At 45.0% G+C, this 26,035-nt stretch carries 22 protein-coding genes; 14 read left to right on the forward strand and 8 right to left on the reverse strand.

Annotation, left to right across the window (positions count from 1 at the left end):
• Positions 1-47: 47 nt before the first annotated feature.
• The gene (locus R7Q47_RS11780; RefSeq protein WP_248486276.1) at positions 48-1,247 is read right to left on the reverse strand and encodes a DUF5666 domain-containing protein; all 1,200 of its coding nucleotides are present in this window, start codon (positions 1,245-1,247) and stop codon (positions 48-50) included.
• Positions 1,248-1,336: 89 nt separating this feature from the next.
• Here R7Q47_RS11780 and R7Q47_RS11785 point away from each other — a divergent pair, with 89 nt between their 5' ends.
• From R7Q47_RS11785 to R7Q47_RS11795, 3 genes are all read left to right on the forward strand, one after another.
• A complete protein-coding gene (locus R7Q47_RS11785; RefSeq protein WP_151515496.1) occupies positions 1,337-2,005 on the forward strand; it encodes a response regulator transcription factor in 669 nt (222 codons plus the stop codon).
• On the forward strand, positions 1,977-3,218 hold the full coding sequence (locus R7Q47_RS11790) for a sensor histidine kinase (RefSeq protein WP_053303697.1): 1,242 nt from the start codon (positions 1,977-1,979) through the stop codon (positions 3,216-3,218). The genes R7Q47_RS11785 and R7Q47_RS11790 overlap by 29 nt, the downstream gene beginning before the upstream one ends.
• 137 nt (positions 3,219-3,355) lie before the next feature.
• A complete protein-coding gene (locus R7Q47_RS11795; protein ID WP_151515497.1) occupies positions 3,356-4,285 on the forward strand; it encodes an SRPBCC family protein in 930 nt (309 codons plus the stop codon).
• A gap of 146 nt (positions 4,286-4,431) precedes the next feature.
• On the opposite strand, the gene R7Q47_RS11800 is transcribed toward R7Q47_RS11795, so the two are convergent.
• The 5 genes from R7Q47_RS11800 to R7Q47_RS11820 form a co-directional block, all read right to left on the reverse strand.
• Positions 4,432-4,887, reverse strand: coding sequence for a hypothetical protein (locus tag R7Q47_RS11800; RefSeq protein WP_213962411.1), 456 nt, complete (start codon positions 4,885-4,887; stop codon positions 4,432-4,434).
• Positions 4,888-4,899: 12 nt separating this feature from the next.
• Complete coding sequence (locus tag R7Q47_RS11805; RefSeq protein ID WP_213962412.1) at positions 4,900-6,678, reverse strand: S8 family peptidase; 1,779 nt, start codon at positions 6,676-6,678, stop codon at positions 4,900-4,902.
• A 248-nt stretch (positions 6,679-6,926) separates the two neighbouring features.
• Positions 6,927-7,268, reverse strand: a complete 342-nt coding sequence (locus tag R7Q47_RS11810) for a hypothetical protein (protein ID WP_033906993.1) — start codon at positions 7,266-7,268, stop codon at positions 6,927-6,929.
• A gap of 10 nt (positions 7,269-7,278) precedes the next feature.
• The gene (locus R7Q47_RS11815; protein ID WP_318089024.1) at positions 7,279-9,192 is read right to left on the reverse strand and encodes a tetratricopeptide repeat-containing diguanylate cyclase; all 1,914 of its coding nucleotides are present in this window, start codon (positions 9,190-9,192) and stop codon (positions 7,279-7,281) included.
• 612 nt (positions 9,193-9,804) lie between these two features.
• Entirely contained in the window at positions 9,805-11,061 is a 1,257-nt protein-coding gene (locus tag R7Q47_RS11820; protein WP_318089026.1) for an aromatic amino acid transport family protein, read from the reverse strand.
• A 380-nt stretch (positions 11,062-11,441) separates the two neighbouring features.
• On the opposite strand from R7Q47_RS11820, the gene R7Q47_RS11825 reads away from it, so the two are divergent.
• The 11 genes from R7Q47_RS11825 to nirD all read left to right on the forward strand — a co-directional run bounded on the left by R7Q47_RS11825 (position 11,442) and on the right by nirD (position 24,892).
• The gene (locus R7Q47_RS11825; RefSeq protein WP_031781129.1) at positions 11,442-11,876 is read left to right on the forward strand and encodes a GNAT family N-acetyltransferase; all 435 of its coding nucleotides are present in this window, start codon (positions 11,442-11,444) and stop codon (positions 11,874-11,876) included.
• A gap of 292 nt (positions 11,877-12,168) precedes the next feature.
• Positions 12,169-14,832, forward strand: coding sequence for a nitrate reductase (locus R7Q47_RS11830; protein WP_318089027.1), 2,664 nt, complete (start codon positions 12,169-12,171; stop codon positions 14,830-14,832).
• 20 nt (positions 14,833-14,852) lie between these two features.
• On the forward strand, positions 14,853-15,758 hold the full coding sequence (gene cobA, locus R7Q47_RS11835) for a uroporphyrinogen-III C-methyltransferase (protein WP_318089029.1): 906 nt from the start codon (positions 14,853-14,855) through the stop codon (positions 15,756-15,758).
• A complete protein-coding gene (locus R7Q47_RS11840) occupies positions 15,755-16,708 on the forward strand; it encodes a glycosyl transferase family protein (RefSeq protein WP_213914828.1) in 954 nt (317 codons plus the stop codon). Before cobA ends, R7Q47_RS11840 begins: the two co-directional genes overlap by 4 nt.
• A gap of 229 nt (positions 16,709-16,937) precedes the next feature.
• Positions 16,938-17,855 (forward strand): dienelactone hydrolase family protein, encoded by a 918-nt coding sequence (locus R7Q47_RS11845; RefSeq protein WP_213969364.1) that lies wholly within the window; start codon positions 16,938-16,940, stop codon positions 17,853-17,855.
• Between the two features lie 73 nt (positions 17,856-17,928).
• Positions 17,929-18,510 carry an ANTAR domain-containing response regulator gene (locus R7Q47_RS11850; RefSeq protein WP_213961499.1) on the forward strand — a complete coding sequence of 194 codons (582 nt, stop codon included), beginning with the start codon at positions 17,929-17,931 and terminating at the stop codon, positions 18,508-18,510.
• 264 nt (positions 18,511-18,774) lie between these two features.
• Entirely contained in the window at positions 18,775-20,139 is a 1,365-nt protein-coding gene (locus R7Q47_RS11855) for a CmpA/NrtA family ABC transporter substrate-binding protein (protein WP_053349948.1), read from the forward strand.
• A gap of 73 nt (positions 20,140-20,212) precedes the next feature.
• A complete protein-coding gene (locus tag R7Q47_RS11860; protein WP_134645734.1) occupies positions 20,213-21,178 on the forward strand; it encodes an ABC transporter permease in 966 nt (321 codons plus the stop codon).
• Positions 21,179-21,189: 11 nt separating this feature from the next.
• Complete coding sequence (locus R7Q47_RS11865) at positions 21,190-22,026, forward strand: ABC transporter ATP-binding protein (RefSeq protein ID WP_213969365.1); 837 nt, start codon at positions 21,190-21,192, stop codon at positions 22,024-22,026.
• Positions 22,027-22,036: 10 nt separating this feature from the next.
• Positions 22,037-24,556, forward strand: coding sequence for a nitrite reductase large subunit NirB (nirB, locus tag R7Q47_RS11870; RefSeq protein WP_318089035.1), 2,520 nt, complete (start codon positions 22,037-22,039; stop codon positions 24,554-24,556).
• Positions 24,557-24,892, forward strand: a complete 336-nt coding sequence (nirD, locus tag R7Q47_RS11875; RefSeq protein ID WP_248486279.1) for a nitrite reductase small subunit NirD — start codon at positions 24,557-24,559, stop codon at positions 24,890-24,892.
• Between the two features lie 98 nt (positions 24,893-24,990).
• On the opposite strand, the gene R7Q47_RS11880 is transcribed toward nirD, so the two are convergent.
• On the reverse strand, positions 24,991-25,395 hold the full coding sequence (locus R7Q47_RS11880; RefSeq protein ID WP_064354658.1) for a PPC domain-containing DNA-binding protein: 405 nt from the start codon (positions 25,393-25,395) through the stop codon (positions 24,991-24,993).
• Between the two features lies 1 nt (position 25,396).
• The gene (locus tag R7Q47_RS11885; RefSeq protein ID WP_005387553.1) at positions 25,397-25,972 is read right to left on the reverse strand and encodes a TetR/AcrR family transcriptional regulator; all 576 of its coding nucleotides are present in this window, start codon (positions 25,970-25,972) and stop codon (positions 25,397-25,399) included.
• Positions 25,973-26,035: the final 63 nt, after the last annotated feature.

Genomic DNA, 26,035 nt, shown 5'->3' on the forward strand with positions numbered 1-26,035 from the left:
AGAAAAAGTGCCACCGAAGTGACACTTTTTCTTAAGCGTAGAAGGGATTAGTTGTCGTAAACGTCTAACTCCAATTCACGGGCAATATTTTGGTCGTTAATGATCACACCTTCGACTTCGACACGAGCACCATTTAGGTTAAGTTCTTCAATGCCTTGGAAGCGTGTTTGCGCATCAATCACAACGGTGGTATTACTTAGTACTTGATCAGCATCATTCTCACAATGCTCGATTTTAAATGCTCTTGAATCAGCATCGTAGTTTGATACATAGCCTTCACATTCAAACTCTTTACCTCGCCATTGGTTGTCATTGTCAAACTCCGACCGCTCAAATTCGATGACGGTAGCGGTGCGTTTGCCATTTTTCATCACAGAGGTCACTTCTACTTCTTGACCTTGTTCTAGATTAGCTTTGCTACCATCCTCAAAGCGTGTTGCGTTATCAATGAAGAAGGCTCCTCGGTAGTTTAGAGAGAACTCACTATAATCCTTGGCAACCCAAGTCACGATACCTTCCACATCGCTGTCATTTTTTAGATCGTTGTAGTCTTCAACTTGTACCTCATGTGCCATGAAGATACCGTTTTGCATTTCACCTTCTACTTCCACCCATTGGCCGATGCTAAGTTGGCTAATGTTGTCGTAAGATACGGTTATATTTGTACCAAGCTCAAACGTGCCAGCATTTTCATCGATACTGGTAATACGGCCTTCCAGTTCGTAGTCGTTATCAAGTACTGGGTAATCGTTATCTACGTCGAGTTCGACCACAGACAACACTCGATAACCCGCATCCGCAGTCGGCAAGGATGACACCATCACCCAGTCGTTGATCTCTATATCATCACTTAAACCGTCAAACTGCAGATCTACGCCGTTTACCGTAAATGTTTTCTTCACATGATCAATCGCTGTGACACGTCCTGTAATGGTTGGTTCAAGTGTGACTCGGACGCCATTGTTCGAAGCTTGCCGAAGATCTGACCCCACGCGAACCACCATTTTGGGTTTTACATCGGCCAATTGCACTTGTGTGTCGTCATAAACCACCTCAGACACACGATACGTATGTCCATTGACGGTTAACGTGCTTTCTTCAGCGTTGACCGCTTCAACAGAGCCAATCGCTACACTTGGTTTCACTGTTGGTTGAGTTGGTGTGCTATCGCTATTGCTGCCACCACCTGAACCACCACAACCAGACAATGCCAAACCTACTACAGAAATAAGAGCGAGTTTTTTCATTGTATTAACCTCAATTTACGAGCGAGTTTAGGAAATTGCCTGTATCTTATTGGGCATATCGTGAAGAGATCGTGAAGAAATGTGATTTTATGAAAATTTTAATTGTAGATGACAACCATAACGTCTCGGAGACGATTGCAGACTATCTTGAGCTCGAAGGCATGATTATCGATTGTGCGTTTCATGGAGAGGCTGCGATTAAGTTAATCGAGGAAAATCATTACGATGTAATTATCATGGATATCATGATGCCGAAGCTCGATGGCATCAGTACGGTACAGAAGCTTCGACAAGATAAGTTATGTGGAACGCCAATTCTTTTCCTAACGGCAAAAGATACGCTAGATGACAAAATCGCGGCTTTTAAAGCGGGGGGAGATGACTATTTAATGAAGCCATTTGCGATGGAAGAGCTCAGTTTGCGTGTTCATGCTTTGGCTAATCGTGGTCCAAGACAAGATATCGGAACGCTCAAATTTGCAGATATTTGTTTAGATGCGCGTACAGGAAAAGTAACGAGAAAAGACAAAGAAATTAAGCTGAGTCGAATTCAAACTAAAATTTTAAAATTGCTCCTCCAACGTGCTCCAGCAGCGGTCTCGCGCACAGAAGTGATCGATAGTGTGTGGGGAGACGAACCACCTGGAAGTGATGCACTTCGTAGCCATATTTATGGTTTAAGAACCGCACTAGACAAAGGTTTTGATGAATCACGATTAGAGACTATTCATGGACAAGGTTACCGACTTAAAGCATAACGAATATCCAAGCATTTATCGCAAGATCCGTTGGGGTTTTGGGGTCATGACGTTTGTGATGTTTACTCTTTTTTGGTCGCTGATTTATGTGGCAGAAAACAAACTGGAAGTGCTGAGTTTACATCACTGGCTCGATACTGAAGCTGCGCTTTATAGTGAGAATTTCGAGAAACAGGGTTGGGATGCGCCATTGCCAAACGTATTGGAGTTCAACTCATATTGGAGTGAAGCACCGACACCCGATTGGTTGCTCTCTTTTACTTCACCTGGTTTTTACGAATACCTGCTTGGTGAAGAAGATAAACACTTTGTTGTATTGAAACACCCCTCAGGGAAGGGGCTTATGTACATTGTGTTTCAAGATGACTCAGATGATTACTTGGACGAATACGAAAGCTCGCTGCATCAGTTTACGCTGCTGCTCGGTGGTTTGTTTTCATTTGTCATGGTTGGGTATGGCATTTACATGGTTCGAATATTGTCTCGGCCATTAGCGCAAATTGAAGACAAAATTAGCCAAATGTCACCGGATCAACCCGCTTTCCAAGTTGAAACTAAGTTCAGCGAAACACGCCAGATAGAGCAGACTTTGCTGGATAATAAGAACGATATCGCGGGCTATTTCAAACGAGAACAAGAATTTAGCCGTTTTGCATCGCATGAGTTGAGAACGCCAATCATGGTGATTAAAGGCTCAACAGACATTCTGACGCGTATTCCTGATCAACCTCGAGTTGCGCAAAAAGCCATCACGAGGATGCAGTCAGCTTGTGACGAGATGCGTGTACTGACAGAAGCGTTTCTCTTACTTGGTAAAGAGAAAATAGAGCCTCAGCATTACGGAGAGCATCAGCTTCTCACTTGTTTACAAAAACAGTTGGAAGAGCTAGCGCCTTTATTTGCCAAGCAAGATTCGAACTACGCTTTGCACGAACAACATAGTGGTGTCGTGAATGCACCGGAGAGTTTTGTGACCATTGTAATCAACAATCTGATTAAAAACGCTTTTAGCTATAGTGTGGGAGATATTGAAATTGAGTTGAAAGGTCATGCGCTTAAGATCCTAAACCGTCACGATGGCAACGAGACGTACAATGCTGGTTATGGTTGTGGGCTTGTTATCGTACAACGAATATGTGAACGGATGGGGTGGGCGTTAGTACTGGACGATGATGGTGTTCGATTTAGTGCAAAAGTGGAGTTCTGCTCTTAGCTTTGCGCGTATTGATTCAAGTGAGAATTAACGCTCTGGATTTTTCTTGTCGTACGCATCTAACCCGCAGTCAAACAAGAAAAAACTGGAATTTGAATTAGACTGAAGTTAGTGAAGCGGAAACTCGAGGAACCGTTATGCTCTCTTATCAGGTCAGCCGAAGTATTGAAATTAATAAGAATCAAAGTGAAATTATTGGCTATCTCAAGAACTTCAATAACTGGCCTAGCTGGTCACCATGGGTCATTCTTGAACCAAGCTGCGAGCTGACATTCAGTGATAATCAGGGCCACGTTGGAGCTGGTTATCAATGGAATGGTCAGCGTATTGGGACTGGCGCGATTGTACTGGAAAGTACTCAAGAGCATCGATTAGATATGGAGCTACATTTCTTTCGCCCAATCAAGAGCCATGGAAAGGTGACTCTAATCGTGACGCCGTCACAAAATGGCTGTTTAGTCGAATGGCAAATGCAATCTCGCGTCCCTTGGTATCTGTTCTTTCTGAAAAGTATGTTTAAGTCGATGATAGAGATGGATTATCAACGTGGGTTACGCATGCTTAAAAGTAAGCTTGAAACCGGAAGAGTGCATTCAGACTTAGCCGAAATTGGTAACCGAACGTTGCCTCAAATTCATTACATTGGGATCAAGGGTGTGGCTAGCTTGCAGGAATTAGGTTCGGTAATTGAGAAGCATGTTCAGCAACTAGAACAGTTAATTAGTGACGAAACCCTATCCGTGAATGGTGAATTGTTTTGTTATTACGAGTCGATGGATATGCAGAAAGGTACATTCGAGTTTATCACTTGCTTTCCTCTTCATAACTCAGTACCAGCGCCTCAAGGGGCGGTTACCGGTACCATTCCTGAGAGTGAAACATTTGTCGTTGAACACCGAGGTGAATATCAGTTTTTGGGAAATGCATGGGCTTTAGCGATGAACTTGGTTCGTCAGAGTGGTATGAAAGTCAAAACCAGTCCTTTAGGAATCGAACGCTACCTGAATAGTCCGAAGGAAACCACGGAAGAAGAGCTAAGAACGGAAATTATTTTGTTTAAGAAATGACAGGCGCAGGCGAGTAGGGTGTTTAGGTATCATACTAGTTATGCGAAATGTTACTAAAGAATAATAGCGTATCTGTTCCTACCCATAAAAATGCCTCAGCAATCGCTGAGGCATGGTTTTACAGGCCAACTTCTCTTGTTAGAGAATTATTGTGCACGGTATTTACCGCTGTTTAGTTCAATTTTAGACGCTTTTACCCGGCTGTCTGCGTTTAGGTAGTCGCTAATACTTAGCAGATCTTGATCTTGAGATGCTTTTAACACCGCTGATTCCCCCTCTGCGAAGATAACTTCTAATTTTAACTCTTTGGCGACTGCTTTCGCTTCGTTAGGATTGTTTACGGTGATATAAACCAGTCCAGTGGCTTTGGATACGTTACTAAACGCATTCTTAAACACCTCATCACCCGCTTGAAGTTTTACGTCTTTAGATAGGGTTCTAACAGTGCCAGTTTGCACTTTTCGATAATCTTGGCCATTAATCTCAACCGCTTCTGATGGCACAAACAGTTCTGGTGCAGGTTGTTGAGAGAGCTGTTGCTCAGCGTATACACTCGACGTCATGATAACGAGAGCCAGCATAGAAAATGATTTGTATTTCATGTTATTGACTCCTTAGTGTCCAAATATGCGCATCGACCAGTTCTTAATAACACCGGGCTGAGCGTTGTTTGCCATCGGAACGTCATAGATGGTGGAAGAGTTGAAATATGCAATGTAAGAATAGACTTCATCGCCGTTCGTATCTATTGCTCGCAACGTCCATTCGCCTTTTGCATCTTCGCCATAAAATTGGTTAGACAACATTAATTGATCTTTGTAGCCTGTAATCGTTGGATCAAGAGATTGACCAACAAGACCATTGCGCGGTGTTTGCAAAACGGAACGAGTCCCTGATGGCGAAATGAGCTCGATAGCTAAGTCGGGCAGACGAGCGTGGTCCAATGTCAATGTCACTTGAACGGATTCTACTGTCAGCTCATCGGCAATGGCGATACTTGAAGAACCACCAACTAGACTTGCATCGGGTACACTTACTTCTGTAGCGTTATGAACCCATGGCGTAATGCTTTGAGCTGGTAAAACACGATTCGTCATGCGAGCACGTTGCATCGCTTCATCTAAATCTACAGCGCCGAAGCCATAAAAAGTATGGAAATCTACGCCTGCTGCGTTTTTCTGCCAAGGAGCAATAGCCTCGTAGCTAACCTGTTCACCATTATGGTTAGTAAATTCAAGCTGTACGCCTGGATGCGCTTTATCCGTTACTTTTGCTGTCTCCGCTAGTAAAGCACGTACATCACGAGCAGAAAGAGCGTGGTTGGTTGACATGATTGCCGCGATGGCACCCGATGTGTTTGGCGCAGCCGATGAGGTTCCGTTCATCGTACTGGTATAGTTACAGTTCGGATCGAGCTCCGTTCCGCCGTGTAACCCATTAATGCCAAGGCCTTCACTGGTATTTTGCCCTTCTTCACAACCCATTAAATCAGTGGTGACCATAGCAGGGAAATCTTGCCCATATTCACCTGCTGGTGCTGCAACCCACACGTTCGAACCCACCGATGAGTAACTCGCTCGCGTACCATCCGCTCGTAGTGCACTAGTGACTAAATTGAAGTAATTGGCGTTATCATAAGACTGAGCAGAGTTGTGCATCGGTAAGCCTTGATTGTCTCCACCAGCAAAGAAGTTACTTGGCAATACGAAGAATCGCCCTGCATTGAAATAGCGGTAACCATTACCTGCTGACTTTACAAATACAGCACCTCGACCCCAGGCGTTACTCTCGCTGACGTTTTTCATCACGTCCATTTCAAGTTTTAGTTGAGGGTCGCTTTCATCAAAAGTAATCGGGTTTATAGGGCTGAAACCGTAACTTTGGTTAAATACGCGAACATCGCGTGTTGCGGGGTCCATGCCATGGGAGATTAACCAACCTTCTAATGTCTGGTTGGCTAACCAGTTAAAACCAATGAGGGAAGAGTGAGAAGCGACACCGCGTCCGCCTTCACCGTTGTTACCGACGGCGCTAATCAAACCGGCTACAGCAGTGCCATGACCATTAGTATCAACCGGATAACTTGGTGGGAATGAAGAGTCTTCGACGAAGTTTCTGCTACCTGTAACTATATTACCTGCAAGGTCGGGGTGATCGATCTGCACTCCAGAATCAATGACGGCAACTTTCACACCAACACCTGCAATCCCCATTGCCTGAGTGAGCTTAGTGTTTAAGTCGTTCCCAGCAACAGCAGGGTTAGTCGCAAACGCAGTTTGCCCCGTGTTGTCTAAGTGCCATTGTTCAGAATAGAGTGGATCAAACGCCGAGACGGCAGGTGCAATGCCTACTGCCAACATAGCAGCAAATAGGCGATTAATGCGTATTTCCATTTTTGACCTCATGTCTTTGTTTGGAATTTTTTAGTTCCTGTTTCATATTCCGCTAACAGGAACAAACAAAGCTAACGACAAAGAATAAGGACGAAAACCATTTACAACTTGTTTACATTAAAAGTTCGATGGACAACATAAGTCTTTGTTAATTTACTGAAACCATGAGGTTTTTATATGTCGCATCGAGCATGCGTGAAAAGTGAAAAGCAGAAAATACGAGTGTACCGTCTGCTTCAAGAGGGGAGTTATTTAGTTGAAGCGGGTTGAATAGTTGCCATTGGTTTCTTAGGTTCGGCTTTTTCTTTAGGCAGCACGTTATCAATCCACTTTTTAATGTACAACTTATCGAATTCTTTATCACACCACTTTTTGTTTAATCCACGTCGATTGAACTCAGCACCAATCGCCACTTTGGTTTGGTTGGTTGCACGGTTGTAGTAGAGAGTTTCACATAGTTGAGTGTTACTCATTTGCTGGGCATATACATTGACACTGCTGCTGCGCATTCCCAGTTGAGATGCTTGCTGATTACTGCACGCCATAAGAAATAGAGGCGCAAAAGTAATAATGATTAGATTTTTTTTCATGTGTGCTTTTTTATGATGTAGGGTGAATGATGAACTGGTTTCTGCCAGCTTGCTTCGCATCATACAAAGCTTGGTCTGCCAAGAAAAACCACTGATCCCATTCTTGTTTAATTGTTTGTGCCGACAGTTTGTCCACTGCTCCAAGGGAAATTGTCGCGCTTAATGGTTTAGAGTCAACCACCAATGGCGTGTTTTCAACAGTATATCTCAATCGCTCCAAAAACTTAGCGCAATCTTCAGCTCGCTGTACTTCGAATAATAGGACAAACTCTTCTCCACCCCAACGAATGAGTAGGTCACCAGAGCGAGTGGATTCATTAAATAGCGTGGCAATATGAGTCAGCATTTTATCGCCAATATCGTGTCCATATTGATCATTAAAGGTTTTAAAATGATCAACATCTAAAACTGCTAAGGCAAATGTTCTATCTGGGCTTCTACGAGCCATTTTGTCCAGCCAAATGTGAAGATAGCGACGGTTATGCAGTTGAGTTAACGGATCGGTAGTATTTTCTTGAGTGAGTGCTTTATTAATACGTCTAACGCGCAGTACGTAACGAAAACCAACGACACCAATTGCCGTAATAGCGATAAAGTAGAACATTTCTCGATAGCGCTGCGAACGCAGTTCAGACGCTTGTAGCGCATTTTTTGTTTCTAGCAATTTGAGTTCTTTCTGGGCTAACTTAGCTTCGAGATCAAACTTAATGTTAATCATCTCTTCACCATGAATATGATGAGAAAACTCAGCCTCTAGCTCTCTTAATTGGGTTAAATAATGAAAAGCAGCTTCATAGTCATTAAGAATTTGATGAGCGTTTACCAGTACCGAAAGCATATCAATACGCTGCCGCAGCTCTAATTCACTGGTTGACTTGGTTTGTTCTAGAACGTTAAGCGCTGTTGTAATAGCTTTATCGTATTGTTTGTTTGCGAGGTAAGCCTCTGCAAATGCCTCGTAACAAGACGTTTTTAGCATTTCTAGATTTTTTGGAATGGGCAGGTCTACGCAACGCTGTGCGACCATTAATGCATCATCAATTTTTCCTACCGAGCTCAACATTTGTGAAAAGCTGGATAAAGAGTGGTGCTTGACTGTGTCCGACCCCGTTTGCATTGAAAGTCGAATGGCTTCATTGAAATAATATTCCGCTTTTTTGTTATCTCCGAGGCTCGAGTGAACGATGCTAAGGTTTGCGTAGATAACCCCCATAAAAAAGCTATTATCGTATTGATATTCGCTCTCTAGGTAAGTGTCGAGAGCTTGCGTTAGGTAACTGTTGGCCCGAGCCCAATCTGATGCGTCGATGTAGACCGTCCCAATGTTGTTCAGTGTCATCGCGACTTGTATTTCAAATACTGTTTTTTCTAATAACACATAGGCATTGCGGTAATATTTTAGGCCACTGCGTAGTTGATTTCGAGATACTTCTAGATTGCCTAACCAGCGGTAAGCACGGCCTTCTAATGCTAGATAACCAAGATCACGGGCTGTAGAAACAACGTCATGGAGTAACAATTCTGCGTTCCAGTTATCGTCTTGCTCAATCATTGTTACAGCTTTATTGAGCTGTGCTTCAGCGACGACCCATTCCAAATGGTGCTTTTTACCGAATTCGATTAAATCGGGCATATCTTTCGGTAATGGAACGCCTTCGTAACGCTTAAGGTACTTTCGTGCAAAGTAATACAGAGCAAGAGACTCCGCTGATGCATGCTGTGGCGTATTTAACTCATCTTTTTGAATTGATCGCGGCTTACCCATCGAGCGAAAGTAGAGTTTTAACATGGGCTTGCTTTCTGCTGAAATGTGTTCTTCCAGATAAGCTTGCTTTTCGGTACTCGCCAGTACGTTGGTGGGATGCAAGAAAAGTCCAAGTGCAGTACAAAGTGCGCAAGCCAGTGTTTTAATTGAGAAGTGCATGAGCGTATTAATAAAATGTGATCTCTTAACCGAATACCAGTTAAGTCTACCATTTCTTGTTGGTTAAGTGCGGATGGATTCCCAGTGGCAAAGTGTTTTGGGAGTGAGATACGAGAAGGATCTCTATAATATTATGATTTATAAAAACAAAATCTATTGAAAACTTATGTAATGATTGGAAGATGGCATAGGTAGGGTAACGATGGAAGGTAAGTGAGCATATTCGGTGGACTCAATCTAATGATTTAAGCCGCGGATTCATCGCTCGAAATCAGGGTGAAGTGTAAAAAATTACGTTTCTGTCATAAATATTTAATGTTTGTATGGGTTGTTAAAAAACTGGATATTAGACATAGTGTTATTAAGCCAATAAAAAATGGCTATTTATAATAAATAGGAGATTAACTATGCATAATGAAATGATTCAACCTTCGCACTTCGGCATTATCGGCCGTACCTGCATCGCTTCAGTACTTATGATTGCGGGTGTTTTCGCTCTTATTTAAGAGTCAAGGGTAACGATGATTACCTTTTAAAGAGTAAGAAAATTCAGGGAATCACCTTAACCTTGTGTAAGGTATTCCCCTGAAAATCCAAGCTAGTCTTTAGTTATTAGCTGAAGAAGCTAAAAATCAATGCACTTACCGCCACAATGCCTGCTGCTAGAACAAAGTAAGTAGAGACATTTCCTCGATATTGTTTCATCGCCTCGATTTTATACACCGCTAACATTGGCATAATAAATAAGATCATTGCAATAACAGGCCCTGACAATGCTTCCATCATACCAAGAATACTTGGGTTCATGATCGCCGCCGCCCAGATTGAGAAGAACAGTGCTGCCACGCTGATACGATCAACACGCTTCTCAGATAGGTTAAAATGCTTGGTAATTAAACCATTTAAGCTTTCACGCGCACCTAAAAAATGCCCAAGGAAAGATGAAGTGATAGCAACAAACGCTACTAAAGGACCAAGTGTTGCAATAAATGGATTATCGGTTGCGTTCGCTAGGTAAGACAATACGGATACGTTTTGTTCTTTTGCTTGAGCCAATTGTTCAGGTGATAGTGTTAGCACACAGGAAAATACAAAAATAAGAACAAAGGCAATCAGCATGATGCTAGTGCGGCGAAGAATAACTTCGGATTTGGCATCTGCCTGCTTACCGTAATGGCGACGTTGTACATTTGCAAAGCTTGAAATTGCAGCTGCGTGACTAAACGAGAAAATCACTACAGGAACTGCTAACCACATAGTGCTAGCAAAAGCTGACGCTTCTGGCACATCCATGACAGGCATGGTCCAGTTCGGTATTAAGTAAAATGATAGAAAGGCAAGAATGGCAACAAGTGGGAACACCATAATGGCAAAGGCCCGTAGCATTACTTTTTCACCCGCCATCATAATAGCAATTAGTGCAAACACTAGTACGCCAGAAAGCAAAGGTCTAGATAAAGAAGCCATATCAGCCTGATTTACCATGAAGCTATCTACTGTGTTTGTTATTCCAACACCATATATCAACAGGATCGGGAAGATCGAAAGAAAATACAGCAGTGAAATAGAACGGCCTGCTTTTGCGCCGAAGTGCTCTTCCACTACATCAGTGAAGTCTGCGTTTTTGATCTTAGAAGATAGTACAAAACGAGCTAAGCCACGGTGCGCAAGATAGGTCATTGGAAAAGCAAGTACTGCCATCGCGACTAAAGGCCAAAAACCACCAATCCCAAGGTTAATTGGCAGAAACAGGATGCCTGCGCCAACGGCCGTTCCAAATAGGCTAAGAACCCAATGTGTATCATGTTTTGACCAAGCTGTGGTTGTGTTTATTTCACTAGGATTTAAGGAATTTCGAGATTCTTTCACTTTAAAACTCGCTTTTATAAAAATAATAATGCTGAAAATGGTAAAGGTTTTAGTGTTTATTATCACATGCGAAGCTTGGTGAATAATGCTGTGGACTTGGGGTGGTTGTAAATTATCCAACTATGAATTTTTCAATAAACCAGAATAAAGTTCTTAATTTTAATGTATTTAATGGTTGTATGTATTGAAATTTTCATCTTGTGTGGTTTTTGATTTTGCGGTTAAAACTTAATCACGGATGTATGTTCTAAGTGAGTTAGGCCTAATTTTCAGGAAGAATATTACATTTCTTAAGCACTTAATTGAGATGTTTGTGTCCCGTCATTTAGATGAGATTTAGGTATACTGCTGCCATTCATGTTAAAGAAGGAGGTCATTGAATGGACATCTTGTCTGCGCAAAAAGAGGACTTATTTGCCATATATAAGCTCGAAAATACTTTATTTGGAGAACACGCCTATCCTCAATTTTTCTTTCGGCAAGCTTTTGATTGTTGGGGAGAGAGCTTACTGGTAGCAAAAGAGGGAGAGCAGGTCGCAGGGTATATATTGCTAACGACTAGCACAAATGCACATCAATATTGGATCATGTCATTGGCCGTCGATATTCAACATAGAGGTAAAGGTATTGCGCGTTCCCTCCTAGAAAACGTTATTGCGCCGTTGAAGTTAGGCTCAAGCGTGAAATTGACTGTCGATCCTAAGAACCAACCTGCATTGTCTTTATACCTCTCTCTTGGCTTTAAAACGTTAGAAGAAGAAGCGCATTATTTTGGTGACGAAGAATCCAGGTTAGTCATGGAATTAGTAAAGTAATTCTGCACGATAATGACCGAAATTTGCACACAATCAGTGCGTAGCATTACGTTGCTATAATTGGTTTTAAGCTAACCTTTTGTATAGTAAAGGTTTTTAATCTTGGCACCTCACTTGCTTTACATAAACGTTCATCGATAACTCGATGCGCCGCTCTCAATAGCAGGCGAGAGCGGTATAGGGTATTACTTTTTGAAAATGTACTAACAGCGTTAAAGGCATTGCTGCCTCTCTCGATTCGGGAGAGGCTTTTTTTTGCTAGTAAGTTGGGCTGAATCGCACTGGAGGTGTTATGTCGCAAGGATGCAAAAAAACCACTTGTCCCTATTGTGGTGTTGGATGTGGTGTCGAGGTCAATGCGAAAGGAATCGTTGGGGATGCGTGTCATCCTGCAAATGCGGGATCACTGTGCGTAAAGGGCGTCGCGCTGGCAGAGAGTTTGAATATGCCTTCGCGCTTGCTGTATCCAAAGCTTGTCACCAAGCAGCGACCTCAAGGGCAAGAAGTACAATGGCAACAAGCCACGGATCTGATTGCAGAAAAGATTCATCAAGCGAAAGCGGAGTTTGGACCTGATTCCGTCGCTATGTATGTTTCTGGTCAGTTGTTGACGGAAGACTATTACGTCGCCAACAAACTCATGAAAGGCTATGTTGGCAGCGCTAACATCGATACTAACTCCCGTTTGTGTATGTCTTCGGCGGTTGCGGCTCATGTACGAGCATTTGGTGAAGATGTCGTTCCCGTCAATTACGACGATATTGATAAGACTGAGCTATTGATAATTTGCGGTGCTAATACCGCTTGGACGCATCCTGTTTTATTCCGACGTATTCAACAAGCGAGAGAAAACAATCCTAACCTCAAGCTAGTGGTCATTGACCCGCGTGAAACGGTCACTGCACAGCAAGCCGATTTGCATCTATCGATTAAAAACGATGGGGATGTATCACTTTTTAATGGGCTGCTTAAGTTTCTTATTGAGCAGCAATGTATTGATTCTGAATACATAAATTCCTATACCGACGGGTTTGATACACTTAAAGAAGAAGTCTCTGACTTGCGTTACGATGTCACTAATCTAACGTCTTCCATTGGGATTTCAGAAGAAAAACTCACGACATTCTTCCAATGGTTTGCACAAAGCCCAACCGCAATCACGTTGTTTTGCCAAGGGGTTAACCAAGCCGAAAATGGTGTCGATAAAGGCAATGCCATTATTAATGCACACTTGGCGACAGGTAAAATTGCCAAGTCAGGTTGCGGGCCATTTTCTATTACAGGTCAACCGAATGCGATGGGTGGACGAGAAGTGGGTGGTTTGGCAAATCAATTAGCGGTTCATCGTGCTTTTGACGCAGAGTCTATTAAGCAAGTGCAGGCGTTCTGGGATTCACCAGAAATTGCCACTCAGCCCGGTTTAAAAGCCGTTGAACTGTTTGAGGCGGTAGAACGTGGTGAGATTAAAGTTCTGTGGATCATGGCAACCAATCCTGTTGTCTCTTTGCCAGATAACCAATTGGTAAAACGAGCACTAGAGATTTGTCCGTTTGTGATTGTTTCCGATATCACAGCGGATTCGGATGTTGCGCATTACGCGGACCTATTGCTGCCCGCCGCTGGTTGGGGGGAGAAGCAAGGCATGGTGACCAACTCTGAGCGTCGACTTTCAAGGCAGCGTCAGTTTCAAACGCCTCCCGGTGAAGCAAAATCAGATTGGTGGGCGATAAGCCAAGTTGGACAAGCTTTGTGTGCATTGGAAAAGACACAAAATGGCTTTGCGTTTACTTCTGAGCGGGCGGTATTCAGAGAATATGCCGCGATGACAGGCATGAATGCAGATTCGCCATTGAAGCTAGATCTTTCTCAATACGCCAACTTAACCGAGCAAGAATACGAAGAGTGGGTGCCGACACAATGGGGAGGAGAGCGTCCTTTTGCTGATGGCATCTATTCGCACCCAGATGGTAAAGCGCGTTTTGTCGTGACCAGTGAATCTCCAACGCGTTTAGAAAGAACAAAAGGCTGGTGGCTCAATACGGGCAGGCAACGCGATCAATGGCATACTATGACGCGCACAGGGCATATCGCACACCTTGCCGCCTCTGAGTTAGAACCAACCGTGTACATGAACACACTCTCTGCTACTCAAAATCGCTTAAAAGCAGGACAACTCACCAAGCTGTTCCAGCCTACTTCAAACACCGGTATTTATGCCAAAGTTGCCATTGATGAAGGTTTAGGTTTTCAGGAGCTGTTTATGTCAATGCACTGGGCGGGTCGATATGGCGGTGAAAGCAGCGTTAACGCGATAGTAAACAGCGCAAAAGACCCTATTTCTGGGCAACCTGCGTTTAAGTCATCTTATGTTGAAGTGCAAGATGCGGCGGTAAAAACCTACGGTATGTTCATCGGTACACAGTTTGATTCCGGTAAATTTCTCTACAGCGCATTTCAAGCAGAAAGCAATTTGGGTATTTGGCGCTTTGCACATGATAAGCGACCAAAGAAGCAGAGTTTTTGTCGAACGGAAAAGAGCCGCAGAATTACGATAGATATTGCCCAGGGTTGGCTCGCGGTGGATTACGACCTTGTTGGAGACGTTCGTATCATTCGTTCTGTTTTAGTGGTGTCTAGTGAACCGATTCAGACCGACTACACCAACTTTACCGGCTTGATTGGCAAACCGATGGAGCTATCGCAACTGCTTACCATCACTCAATCGCAAAGCAGTGCAAAACTGGTTTGTAGTTGTTTCCGTGTCACCGATAAACAAATACATGACGCGATGGAGAAACAAGACTGCACTTCACTAACTCAACTTCAAAACAAACTCAAATGCGGCACTAACTGTGGCTCGTGCGTTTCTCAAATCAGGCAAATGGTCGACAGCCATCAGCATCAAAAGGGCAAACAGCAAGCGAACCAGCAAAGTTTGGCTATTCAAATAAAGTAAGTCATAAAGAGGATAAGCACATGGAAGCGCCTTATCAAAAGTCTTGGTTTAAGAAAGGACAAGCGAGTCAGAAACAAGAACGCTCGTCTCGTTTTTCTAAGCATGATCAAGCAAGCAAACTGAACCAACTTTTAGAAGACCATTCAATAGACCTCGACGCGAACCACAAAGGTTTTGTCTCGATTGTCGGAGCAGGGCCGCACGATCCTGACTTGTTAACCGTGAAGGCTGTAAAAGCGATTATGTCGGCAGAGGCTCTGCTGTACGACCGTTTGGTGAACAAAGATATTTTGGAGTTGGCTTCGCCACAAGCCGATTGGATTTACGTGGGCAAACGATGCGGACAACCTAGCATTGGTCAGGAAGAAATTTGTGATTTGATGGTATCGCTCGCTCAACAAGGAAAGCGAGTTGTGCGCTTAAAAGGGGGAGATCCATTCGTATTTGGCCGTGGAGGCGAAGAAGCATTAGCACTCGTCAAGCACTCAATCGCTTACGAAGTCATCCCCGGTATTACTGCTGCGATTGGATGTGCAGCAAACAGCTTGATTCCGCTGACTCATCGTGGCGTAGCTCGCAGCGTTACCTTTGTGACGGGGCAAGTGGTAACAGGTGCATTTGAGGCGTGGAGCCAACTGATGCAAAGCGGACAAACGTTAGTCTTCTATATGGGGTTAGAAAAGTCATCGCAAATACAAACGGGTTTAATAGGCTCTGGTTTGAGAGAAGATTTCCCAGTCGCGATCATTACTCATGGTTGCAGCCCTCAACAACAAGTTCATGTTACCCAACTCAATCAGCTCAATGATTTATCAATTACACTTAAAGGCGTGAGCCCAGCATTGATTGTGATGGGAGAAGTTGTCAAACTGCGCGAACAACTAATAGAAACCGTACAGTCAGTGACGGAATACGAGGGAATATGAGCAGCATTTTGGAATGTATTAGAACAGTCGGTCGTGGCGAACGTGGTAGAAAACCACTGAACTTTGACCAAGCGTTTCGAGTTATGGATGAATACCTAAACGGTGAGTGCGACGACGATCAGATGGCAATGCTATTGATGCTGATCCGTGTACAGAACGAAACTCAACAAGAAATCGCTGGCTTTGTGAAAGCATTCCAATCCCGCATGCCAGCTATTGGTGCAGACATTGACTGGCCATGTTATGCAGGCAAACGTGAAGCGGCAGGGCAGCCTTGGCACCTGTTGGCAGCCAAGATCCTCGCCGATAATGGTCATAAAGTGCTGATGCACGGCTATCACGACCGTCAATCTGGTCGTTTACACGCTGAAGACTACCTCGACAAATTTGCTATTACGAAAGCGGAATCAGCAGAAGACGCAAAGCGTGTATTAGAAACACAAAACATTGTGTATCTGCCGCTGAGTGCGTTTGCTCCTCAAGCAGAAACCATGATTGGTTGGAAGAATCGTTATGGGCTTAGAACGCCGATTAATACCGTGGTTCGAGCATTGAACCCGGGGCAAGCAACGATTGGTATTCGTGGTAGCTTCCATCCTGGGTTCCAACAACTTCATGCTGAAGTCGAATACGAGATTGGTCAAACCGCTCACGCTGTTGTGTCATTCAAAGGACAATCGGGTGAGTCAGAATACAACCCGAAAGTAAGCCAAACATTATGGTTAAGCCAAACAAGCGGCGTGACATCGCACTACTGGACGGAGCAAATGCTGTCTGAGGTGCCAATGCCTGCGAACTGCCCGTTTGGGACGTCAGAAGATGACATGAACCAAATGGCAAATACGGTTCTTGCCACAATGACAGTGGTCTTGTTTGCACAAATGCACGACAGGGAAAAAGCATTCGAACGCGCCTTCTCTTACTGGCAAGCCTATTGCGGCCTGCAATAACGCACTATTGTCAATTAATGTAAAACCAACGACGCAAAGTTGTTGAATCTGAATCCATTATCTATTGTTTGAAGAAGGTAAAAGATCCTAGCTCGCCAATGATGTGTTTCACCACCTTGCTCCGTATCAGAGTGGTGAAACCGCAGTTTTAGCCTCAATCGCGTTCGTTTCTCGCTTCGCTTTTGAGAATGAGAAAATCCCATATGGTAAGACACAGAGGACATGGATAATGGTTCTAAAGCATACCACTCCTAGTGAAAAGGCTTCCCACCCGATCCCGCAAGAAGCTTTCGATTGGTACGACGAATACGCCCACGGAAAAATCTCGCGCCGTGAGTTTCTAAATAGGCTGGGTGGCCTTGCGGTGCTTGGCTTTAGCATGACAGCACTGGTCGATGCGTTAACCCCGAATTACGCATTGGCAGAACAAGTTTCATTTAACGATCCTGACATCAAAGCAACTTACGAAACCTTTCCATCTCCAAATGGGCATGGAGAAGGTCGCGGCTATTTGGTTGTGCCACAAAAGAAGACCTTAAAATCGCCGACAGTGTTGGTGATTCATGAAAATCGAGGTCTGAACCCTTATATCAAAGATGTCGCAAGACGACTTGCAAAAGATGGCTTTATTGCTTTCGCTCCAGACGCACTTTATCCACTCGGCGGCTATCCGGGGAACGACGATGAAGGTCGCGCCATGCAGAAAGAGATGGACAGAGCCAAGATCGAACAAGACTTTATTGCAGCCGCTAACTTCCTCAAACAATACGAGGGCGGCAACGGTAAATTGGGCGCGGTTGGATTCTGCTTCGGTGGATACATTGTCAATATGCTTGCAGCGGTAATGCCTGAAGAGCTCGATGCAGGTGTGCCTTTTTATGGAACACCAGCTGCGCAAGAGATCCAAAAGCAAGTCAAAGGACCGTTAATGATTCACTTTGCAGGGCTCGATAAGCGTGTTAACGACACATGGCCTGCTTATGAGCAGCAATTGATCGCAACCGACGCACAGTATCAAGCGTTAATGTATGAGAATGTCAACCACGGCTTCCATAACGACTCAACAGCACGCTACGCACCGGAAGAAGCAGCACTCGCTTGGGAGCGTACACTCGGCTTCTTCAAAGAACATCTCGCCTCTAGTTAAAACGCGTCTACTTTAGTTGGCACATTCCTTGTTATGTCTCTCTTAGTGAGTGAGATATAAACAAGGAATGTGCATGACTCAATCAACGTCAAAAACACCCATCATAGTATGCTGTGATAGCCTCCAAGAGCAGGCTCGATTGTCCGGCTCATTGAGCAAAGATTACGACAACATCATCGGCTGCCAATTGGCACAACTAGAAACGCTTATGCAGCGAGAACCGTCTGCAAGCGTTGTGGTTGGATGGCAGCAGCCAACGGCAGAACTGCGTTTGATCGTCGATTTCTGCCGCAGAAAATCGGCACCACTTCTTATCGTCTTAAAGCAATTATCATCCAATGATATCAATCGTTTATCAGAAAAAATGGACTATGTGCTCATGCCGCACGATAGTGAGTTTGCGCTTCAGCCTTGGATTGAACATGCGACACTAGTGAGAGCGAAATTCGAAAGTATGCAATCGGAAATTGAATCGCTGACCCATAAGATTGAAGAGCGCAAGCTGGTGGAAAAAGCCAAAGGTCTGCTGATGAAGATGCACAGCGTTGATGAAGAACAGGCTTATAAAGCACTTAGAAATTCAGCCATGCAATCGAGCCAAACGCTCGCACAAGTTGCCAAGAATTTGATAACTACTTTGGAGGTGCTTGATTAGTTGTTCTACCACTTTGGGGTTAGAGTGCGTTTTCTAACGTGGTGCGTGTTGCACTATCAGCAAGCAATAACAGGGAATAACAAACGGCAAGATATACTAATTTATTGTATTTACTGTGAAAAATAAGTTGGCACAGTAATTGGATTAGTAGAATTGGGTTTATTGTTGAATCGCTTATCTCAATTATCAACGGCGGTAATTGTAGACTTAGCAACGGCGCTACTGCTCTTCGGAGTAGTGGCGCTTTTTTATGGGAGCAAACCAATGAAATGGAGTTCGATGCTGAAAGTGTCAGCAATTTCGTTATCGGTATTCACCACGGTCAGCGTAAAGGCAGAGTTGGGTGAACCAGAAATTGAAGACCTGAAGTTTGGTTTTATTAAGTTAACCGATATGGCACCGCTAGCGGTTGCTTATGAGAAAGGCTTTTTTGAAGACGAAGGCTTGTACGTCACTTTAGAAGCGCAAGCAAACTGGAAGGTGCTTTTAGACCGAGTCATCGACGGTGAGCTTGCTGGCGCGCACATGCTTGCTGGTCAGCCATTGGGCGCAACGATTGGTGTTGGCACAAAAGCAGAAGTGATTACTGCGTTCAGTATGGATTTGAACGGCAACGCAATCACGGTTTCCAATGATACTTGGGAGCAGATGAAGCAATACATTCCAAAGCAACCAGATGGCAAGCCAGTTCACCCAATCAAAGCGGATGCACTGAAGCCTGTGGTCGACAGCTATCTGGATAAAGGCAAACCGTTCAACATGGGGATGGTGTTCCCTGTATCGACGCACAACTATGAGTTGCGATACTGGTTAGCGGCAGGTGGGATTCATCCAGGTTTTTACGCACCAGACTCAGGCGATAACAGTGGCCAGTTGGATGCTGACGTTCTTTTGAGTGTTACACCGCCACCACAAATGCCAGCAACAATGGAAGCGGGCACGATCAAAGGGTACTGCGTAGGCGAACCATGGAACCAACAAGCCGTATTCAAAGGTATTGGTACGCCAGTCGTGACCGATTACGAGATCTGGAAGAACAACCCAGAGAAAGTGTTTGGTGTTTCCAAAGCTTGGGCTGAGAAGTATCCAAACACGCACATTCGCGTAGTGAAAGCCTTGATTCGAGCGGCACATTGGTTGGATGAAAACGACAATGCCAACCGCCAAGACGCAGTGAAGATGCTATCAAAAAGCGAATACGTTGGAGCCGATGCTGAAGTTATCGCCAACTCAATGACCGGCACATTTGAATACGAGAAAGGCGACAAACGAGACGTGCCAGACTTCAACGTGTTCTTCCGTCATAACGCCACTTATCCGTATTACAGCGATGCGATTTGGTATCTGACTCAAATGCGCCGTTGGGGACAAATCTCAAGCGAGAAATCCGATGATTGGTACATGGATGTGGCGAAAGAGGTTTACCGTCCAGATATCTACCAACAAGCAGCTCAAGCGCTAATTGAAGATGGTGTGTTGAGCAAAAAAGACTTCCCAGATTTTAGTGCTGAAGATGGTTTCCGTGCGCCACAAACACACTTTATCGACAACATCGTTTATGACGGTCGCGAGCCAAATAAATATCTAGAGAAGTTCTCTATCGGGCTTAAAGGAAAAGACAAGGTTTAACCATAACGATAAACGCCACAGGCGAGGGGGATTCGCTTGTGGCAACAAGGATGTAAATTTCTTAGGAGTGAGTATGTCTAGTAATGTCATTTCCCTGTTTCCTGCTAAGCAGGTAGTGAACCGAAGTCGGCTGGTGCTTTTGCCCGTCATTGGCTTGCTGATCTTTTTGGCAATGTGGCACTTGGCGGCGAGAGAAGTGCAAACCTCATTAGGTACGCTACCGGGGCCTGTGCAAACTTTTCAGCAGTTCAGCAACCTTGTCGATGACCATTGGCAAGAGCGAGAAAAGGAACAAGCGTTTATCGAACGTCAGGAAAAACGCAATGCTGCGAAGTTAGCCAAGAATCCGGACGCGGAAGTGAAGATTCGTCCTTACACAGGTAAGCCGACGTTCTTCGACCAAATCATAACAAGCTTAGTGACTGTGACTGCGGGCTTTTTGCTGGCGACGGTCATCGCGATTCCGCTTGGCATCGTGCTTGGTCTTAATCAAGGGCTGTATCAAGCGTTCAACCCAATCATTCAATTGCTCAAGCCCGTATCACCTTTGGCTTGGCTGCCTATCGTCACTATGGTTGTAAGTGCCACTTATGTGAGTGATGACCCGATGTTTGCTAAGTCGTTCATCAACTCTCTGATCACTGTGGCGCTGTGTAGCCTATGGCCGACGCTGATTAACACCGCTGTGGGTGTAACAAGCGTTGATAAAGACTTAATCAACGTGAGTAAAGTGCTTCAACTTTCGTGGTGGCAGCACATCCGCACCATCGTATTACCTTCTGCCATTCCAATGATCTTCACAGGTTTACGTCTCTCTTTAGGTATCGCTTGGATGGTGTTGATTGCGGCAGAAATGCTCGCTCAGAACCCGGGGTTAGGCAAGTTCGTTTGGGATGAATTCCAGAACGGCAGTTCGGCATCATTGGGTCGCATCATGGTGGCAGTCATCACTATTGGTTTTATCGGTTTGATGCTCGATAGAGGCATGCTGCAACTTCAAAAGGGGCTGTCTTGGAATAAACAACAAGCGTTGAGATAAAGGAAAAGATCATGGAAAAAGCATTATTAGATCTAACGCGTTTAGGGATGCGATTCCCAACGCCAGATGGCGAGTTCATCGCGCTTAAGAACGTCGATTTACAAATCAATAAAGGTGAGTTTGTATCCCTAATTGGTCACTCTGGCTGCGGTAAATCAACGGTATTGAACTTAGTCGCAGGGCTACACATGCCAACAGACGGCGGCGTGATCGTCGATGGACGAGAGGTGGCAGGGCCGGGACCTGACCGCGCAGTGGTGTTCCAAAACCATTCATTATTGCCTTGGTTAACCGTGTATCAAAACGTTGAGTTAGCTGTAAAACAAATTGCCGTCAAAAAGGGCAAAGAGTGGATTCAGGAACAAGTGAATCACTACTTGGAGTTGATTCAAATGCAGCATGCTGCGCACAAAAAGCCGGATGAAATCTCGGGCGGTATGAAGCAGCGAGTCGGCATTGCGAGAGCACTGGCACTTCAACCAAAGGTTTTGCTGATGGATGAACCATTTGGCGCGTTGGATGCGTTAACACGTGCGCACTTACAGGATGCACTGATGAAGATTCAAGCCGAGCTAAACAATACCGTCATCATGATTACCCATGACGTGGATGAAGCGGTGCTGCTATCCGACAAAATCGTGATGATGACTAATGGACCGGCAGCAACCATTGGTGAAGTGTTAGAAGTGAATCTACCTCGCCCTCGTGAGCGTGTCGCACTGGCGGATGATGCGCAGTATCAGAAGTGTCGACAAGCGGTGCTGAAGTTCCTTTACGAGAAGCAATCCAAAGTCGAGATTCCTGCTTCGAAAGAAGACAAACCCAAAACCGCAGCGCAAACGGCATAAGGAGATAGCGATGAACAGTCCTTTAACGATTCCAGTAAAGAACGCATTAAGCCACATCGTTGTGGTTGGCAACGGTATGGTCGGGCAACACCTCGTCGAGCAATTAGTGCAGAAAAACGCGCATTTGGAGCACCGAATTACCGTGATTGGTGCAGAGCGTTTTATCGCGTATGACCGTGTACAGTTGTCCTCTTTATTTGCGGGTAAATCTCATGATGATTTGATGCTGAGTAACCAAGAATGGTACGACATGCATGGCATCCAACTCGTACTTGGCAGCCAAGTAACAGGCATCGACAGAGAACAAAAGCGCCTTCTGCTTGATGGTGAAGATGTGCTGGGTTACGACCAACTTGTGCTCGCTACTGGTTCGTACCCATTTGTGCCGCCAATTGAAGGTAAAGACCGCGATAACGTGTTTGTCTACCGCACGCTTGATGACCTTTCACAAATCAAAAAGGCATGTGAAGGTGCAAGAACAGGCGCAGTGATTGGCGGCGGCTTGTTGGGCTTAGAAGCGGCAAACGCACTCAAACTGTTGGGGCTAGAAACTCACGTCATTGAGTTTGCACCTCGCCTGATGCCCGTACAGTTAGACGATGGTGCTGGCTTAGTGCTAAAAGAGAAGATTGAGGCGCTAGGGCTAACCGTTCACACCTCAACGGGTACGGAACGAATCTGCGATGGTGAAACGGCTAAGCATCGCATGGTGTTTAAAGACAAAGATCCTCTCGAAGTGGATGTGATTGTCTTTTCCGCAGGGATTCGCCCTCAAGATGAGCTGGCAAAAATGGCTGAGCTAGAAGTAGGCGAGCGAGGCGGTATTGTGATTAACAACCAATGCCAAACCAGCGATGAAAATATTTATGCGATTGGCGAATGTGCTCTTTGGGAGCAGAAGATCTTTGGCTTAGTCGCACCCGGTTACACCATGGCGAGAACTACTGCCGATGTCTTGACTGGTATGCCAAGCGAAGGTTTTAAAGGCGCAGACATGAGCACCAAACTCAAGCTGCTTGGGGTGGATGTGGCGTCTATCGGCGATGCACAAATGCAAACCGAAGGCGCTCAAGAAATGGTCTTGCAAGATGCGGTCGCAGGCATCTACAAAAAGCTGGTGGTTGATGCGAGCGGCACCCAATTGCTTGGTGCGATTCTCGTTGGTGACAACAGTGACTACGATGCGCTCTTACAGTGTTATTTGAAAAAAACGGTCCTGCCAGACCACGCAGCGAACCTGCTGTTTGATACCGGAATGCTTGATGGAGAGATGCCAGACAGCGCTATCATCTGCTCTTGTCACAACGTCACAAAAGGCGACTTAGTTGCCGAGATTCAAGCCGGAACCACCAACCTCACAGACCTTAAAGCTAACACCAAAGCCGGTACAGGCTGTGGTGGCTGTAGCAATATGGTGAAGTCGGTATTGGATACTCAATTGGCAGCCATGGGGGTAGAGGTTAACAACCATCTTTGTGAGCACTTTGAGCTCAGTCGCCAAGAGATGTTTCATATTTGCCAAGTGGAACAAATCAAAGACTTCGACACCTTAATTGCACTGCATGGCAAAGGGCATGGGTGTGATATCTGTAAGCCGACGGCGGCATCTGTGTTTGCTTCTTTGTGGAATGAACACATCATGGAGCCTCAACATCAATCTCTGCAAGATTCTAATGATGCTTTTATGGCTAACCTGCAAAAAGATGGTTCTTACTCGATTGTACCTCGTGTTCCGGGCGGCGAAATCACACCAGACAAACTCATCGTGCTAGGCGAAGTCGCTCAGCAATACGATCTATACACCAAAATCACTGGCGGTCAGCGTGTGGATTTATTTGGTGCGCAATTAGAGCAACTCCCAGAAATCTGGCAAACCTTGATTGATGCTGGTTTTGAAACAGGGCACGCCTACGGCAAATCGGTGCGCACCGTGAAATCTTGCGTCGGTTCTACGTGGTGTCGCTATGGTGTTGATGACTCGGTCGGATTAGCTATTGAGTTAGAGAACCGCTACAAAGGATTGCGAGCGCCCCATAAGCTTAAGTTTGCCGTATCGGGATGTACTCGCGAGTGTGCAGAAGCGCAAAGTAAAGACATTGGGGTGATCGCCACTGAAAACGGCTGGAATCTATATGTGTGTGGTAATGGCGGCATGAGACCAAGACACGCTGATTTGTTTGCATCCGACTTATCCAAACCAGAGTTGATCACCATGATTGACCGAGTCTTGATGTTCTACGTCAGCACCGCTGATCGCTTGCAGCGCACGTCTGTGTGGATGGAGAACATGGAAGGGGGCCTAGATTACCTTAAACAAGTGATTTTGGATGACTCTCTGAATCTATGTGATTCTTTGGATGAACAAATGGCGCGAGTCGTAGATACTTATCAATGTGAGTGGAAGAGTACGTTGGATAACCCTCAGAAACTGCAACGCTTCCGTCCTTTCTTGAACAGCACGTCGGGCAGTAAAGTCTTACCGTACCAACGTGTGCGCGGTCAGCGTATTCCAGTGAAACAGGAGGTGTAAATGGCAGCGTTAACCAAAGTGAAAGTGTGTCAGCTTGATGACTTGATGCCGTTTATCGGTGCCACTGTATTGATTGAAGGCGAGCATGTGGCGTTATTCTACATTCCTGATAACGGTGTTTACGCCGTTCAAGATTGGGACCCAATTGGTAAGGCTTATGTGATGAGTCGAGGGATTGTCGGTGATATCGATGGTGAGATGTGTGTTGCGTCACCACTGTACAAACAGCATTTCAGCTTAAAGAGCGGGCAGTGTTTGGAAGACGAATCGCACGGTCTAAAAACGTGGCAAGTAACAGTCGACGATAATCAGGTTTGTTACTTACTTGAAGAATGATCCTCGAAATTAGCTTGCTCGATATGAATAAATTATTGGCATAAGAGAAAAGCGAATAAAGCTCCAGAGACAGCACAGTATGGCTCTGGAGCTTTTTGTTATTTGGAAGGATTCACTTGGAGTTCGGTATAGCCAGTCGAGTCGTCCATCGCTCTAGTGAACTCAAGTTCTGAGTAAGAATGGATGATCAATTCTGCGGTAGTATCAATCACTGTGTCTTCCAGCAAATGCCCACCCCAAACTCGTCCTTCACAATCAGACACCGAGATATGAACGTGTTGATGTTCAGCCGTTAGGGTTCCCATCACAGAGACGATTTCAAATGGCTCTTGTTTGGTTAACGTACTCTCTGCTCCTGCCAAACGAAGGTTGAGGTGAGAGACACAGCCAACGCATGAAGCAATCGAGCCTGCTTTGATACCATGCTGCTCGACCAATTTCGCTAGGCTCAGCTTTAAGTCCATGCCTTTGGTAAGACGTACTGCTATCACTTCAATCGACATGTCACTTCCTAATCAAAACCAGCAAGCAGGAAAGCGCCGTATCCAAGTCGGCATAACGTTTGGCTTTGCCAAGTACGCGCATGCCTTGCATGTTGTTGAGAACAAAACGAGCAAGCTCTTCTGGTTTCAGCGTTTTCGGCACTAAGGTTTCTTTTTGTGCATTGGTCAGCGCATCCGCAATGATGTCGATAAGATGGTCAAACAAAAAATGCCCTTTGCGCAGTACATCATCGTCTTCACCAGCGTGCTCAATCAACGCATTTTGAATAAAACACCCACAGCTGCGTTTGCGTTGCAGCTCAGCAAAAGATTTAAGGAACGATTCCAACTCAGGTAAAGACGCGTCGTCTTTTTCCAAATCATTGAGTGACGGTAGCGAGACCTTTTTTAAGTAAGTATCGAGCGCTTCGTAGTAGAGCTGTTGCTTGTCACCATAGGTGTTGTAAAGACTGAAGCGGTTGATGTTCAGTTCGTCGGTGAGATCCGAGATAGACGTGTTCGCAAAGCCCTTGCGCCAAAACACATCCATAGCCACGAGAAGCTTTTCATCTCGGTCGAAGTTGGCTTTTCTTGCCATAAATTACCTGCCTGGGTCTGCTTATCGGGTAATTAAATTGCTTTGGAGGGATGGTACAGAGAA

Source organism: Vibrio sp. Vb0349, assembly GCF_033338975.1.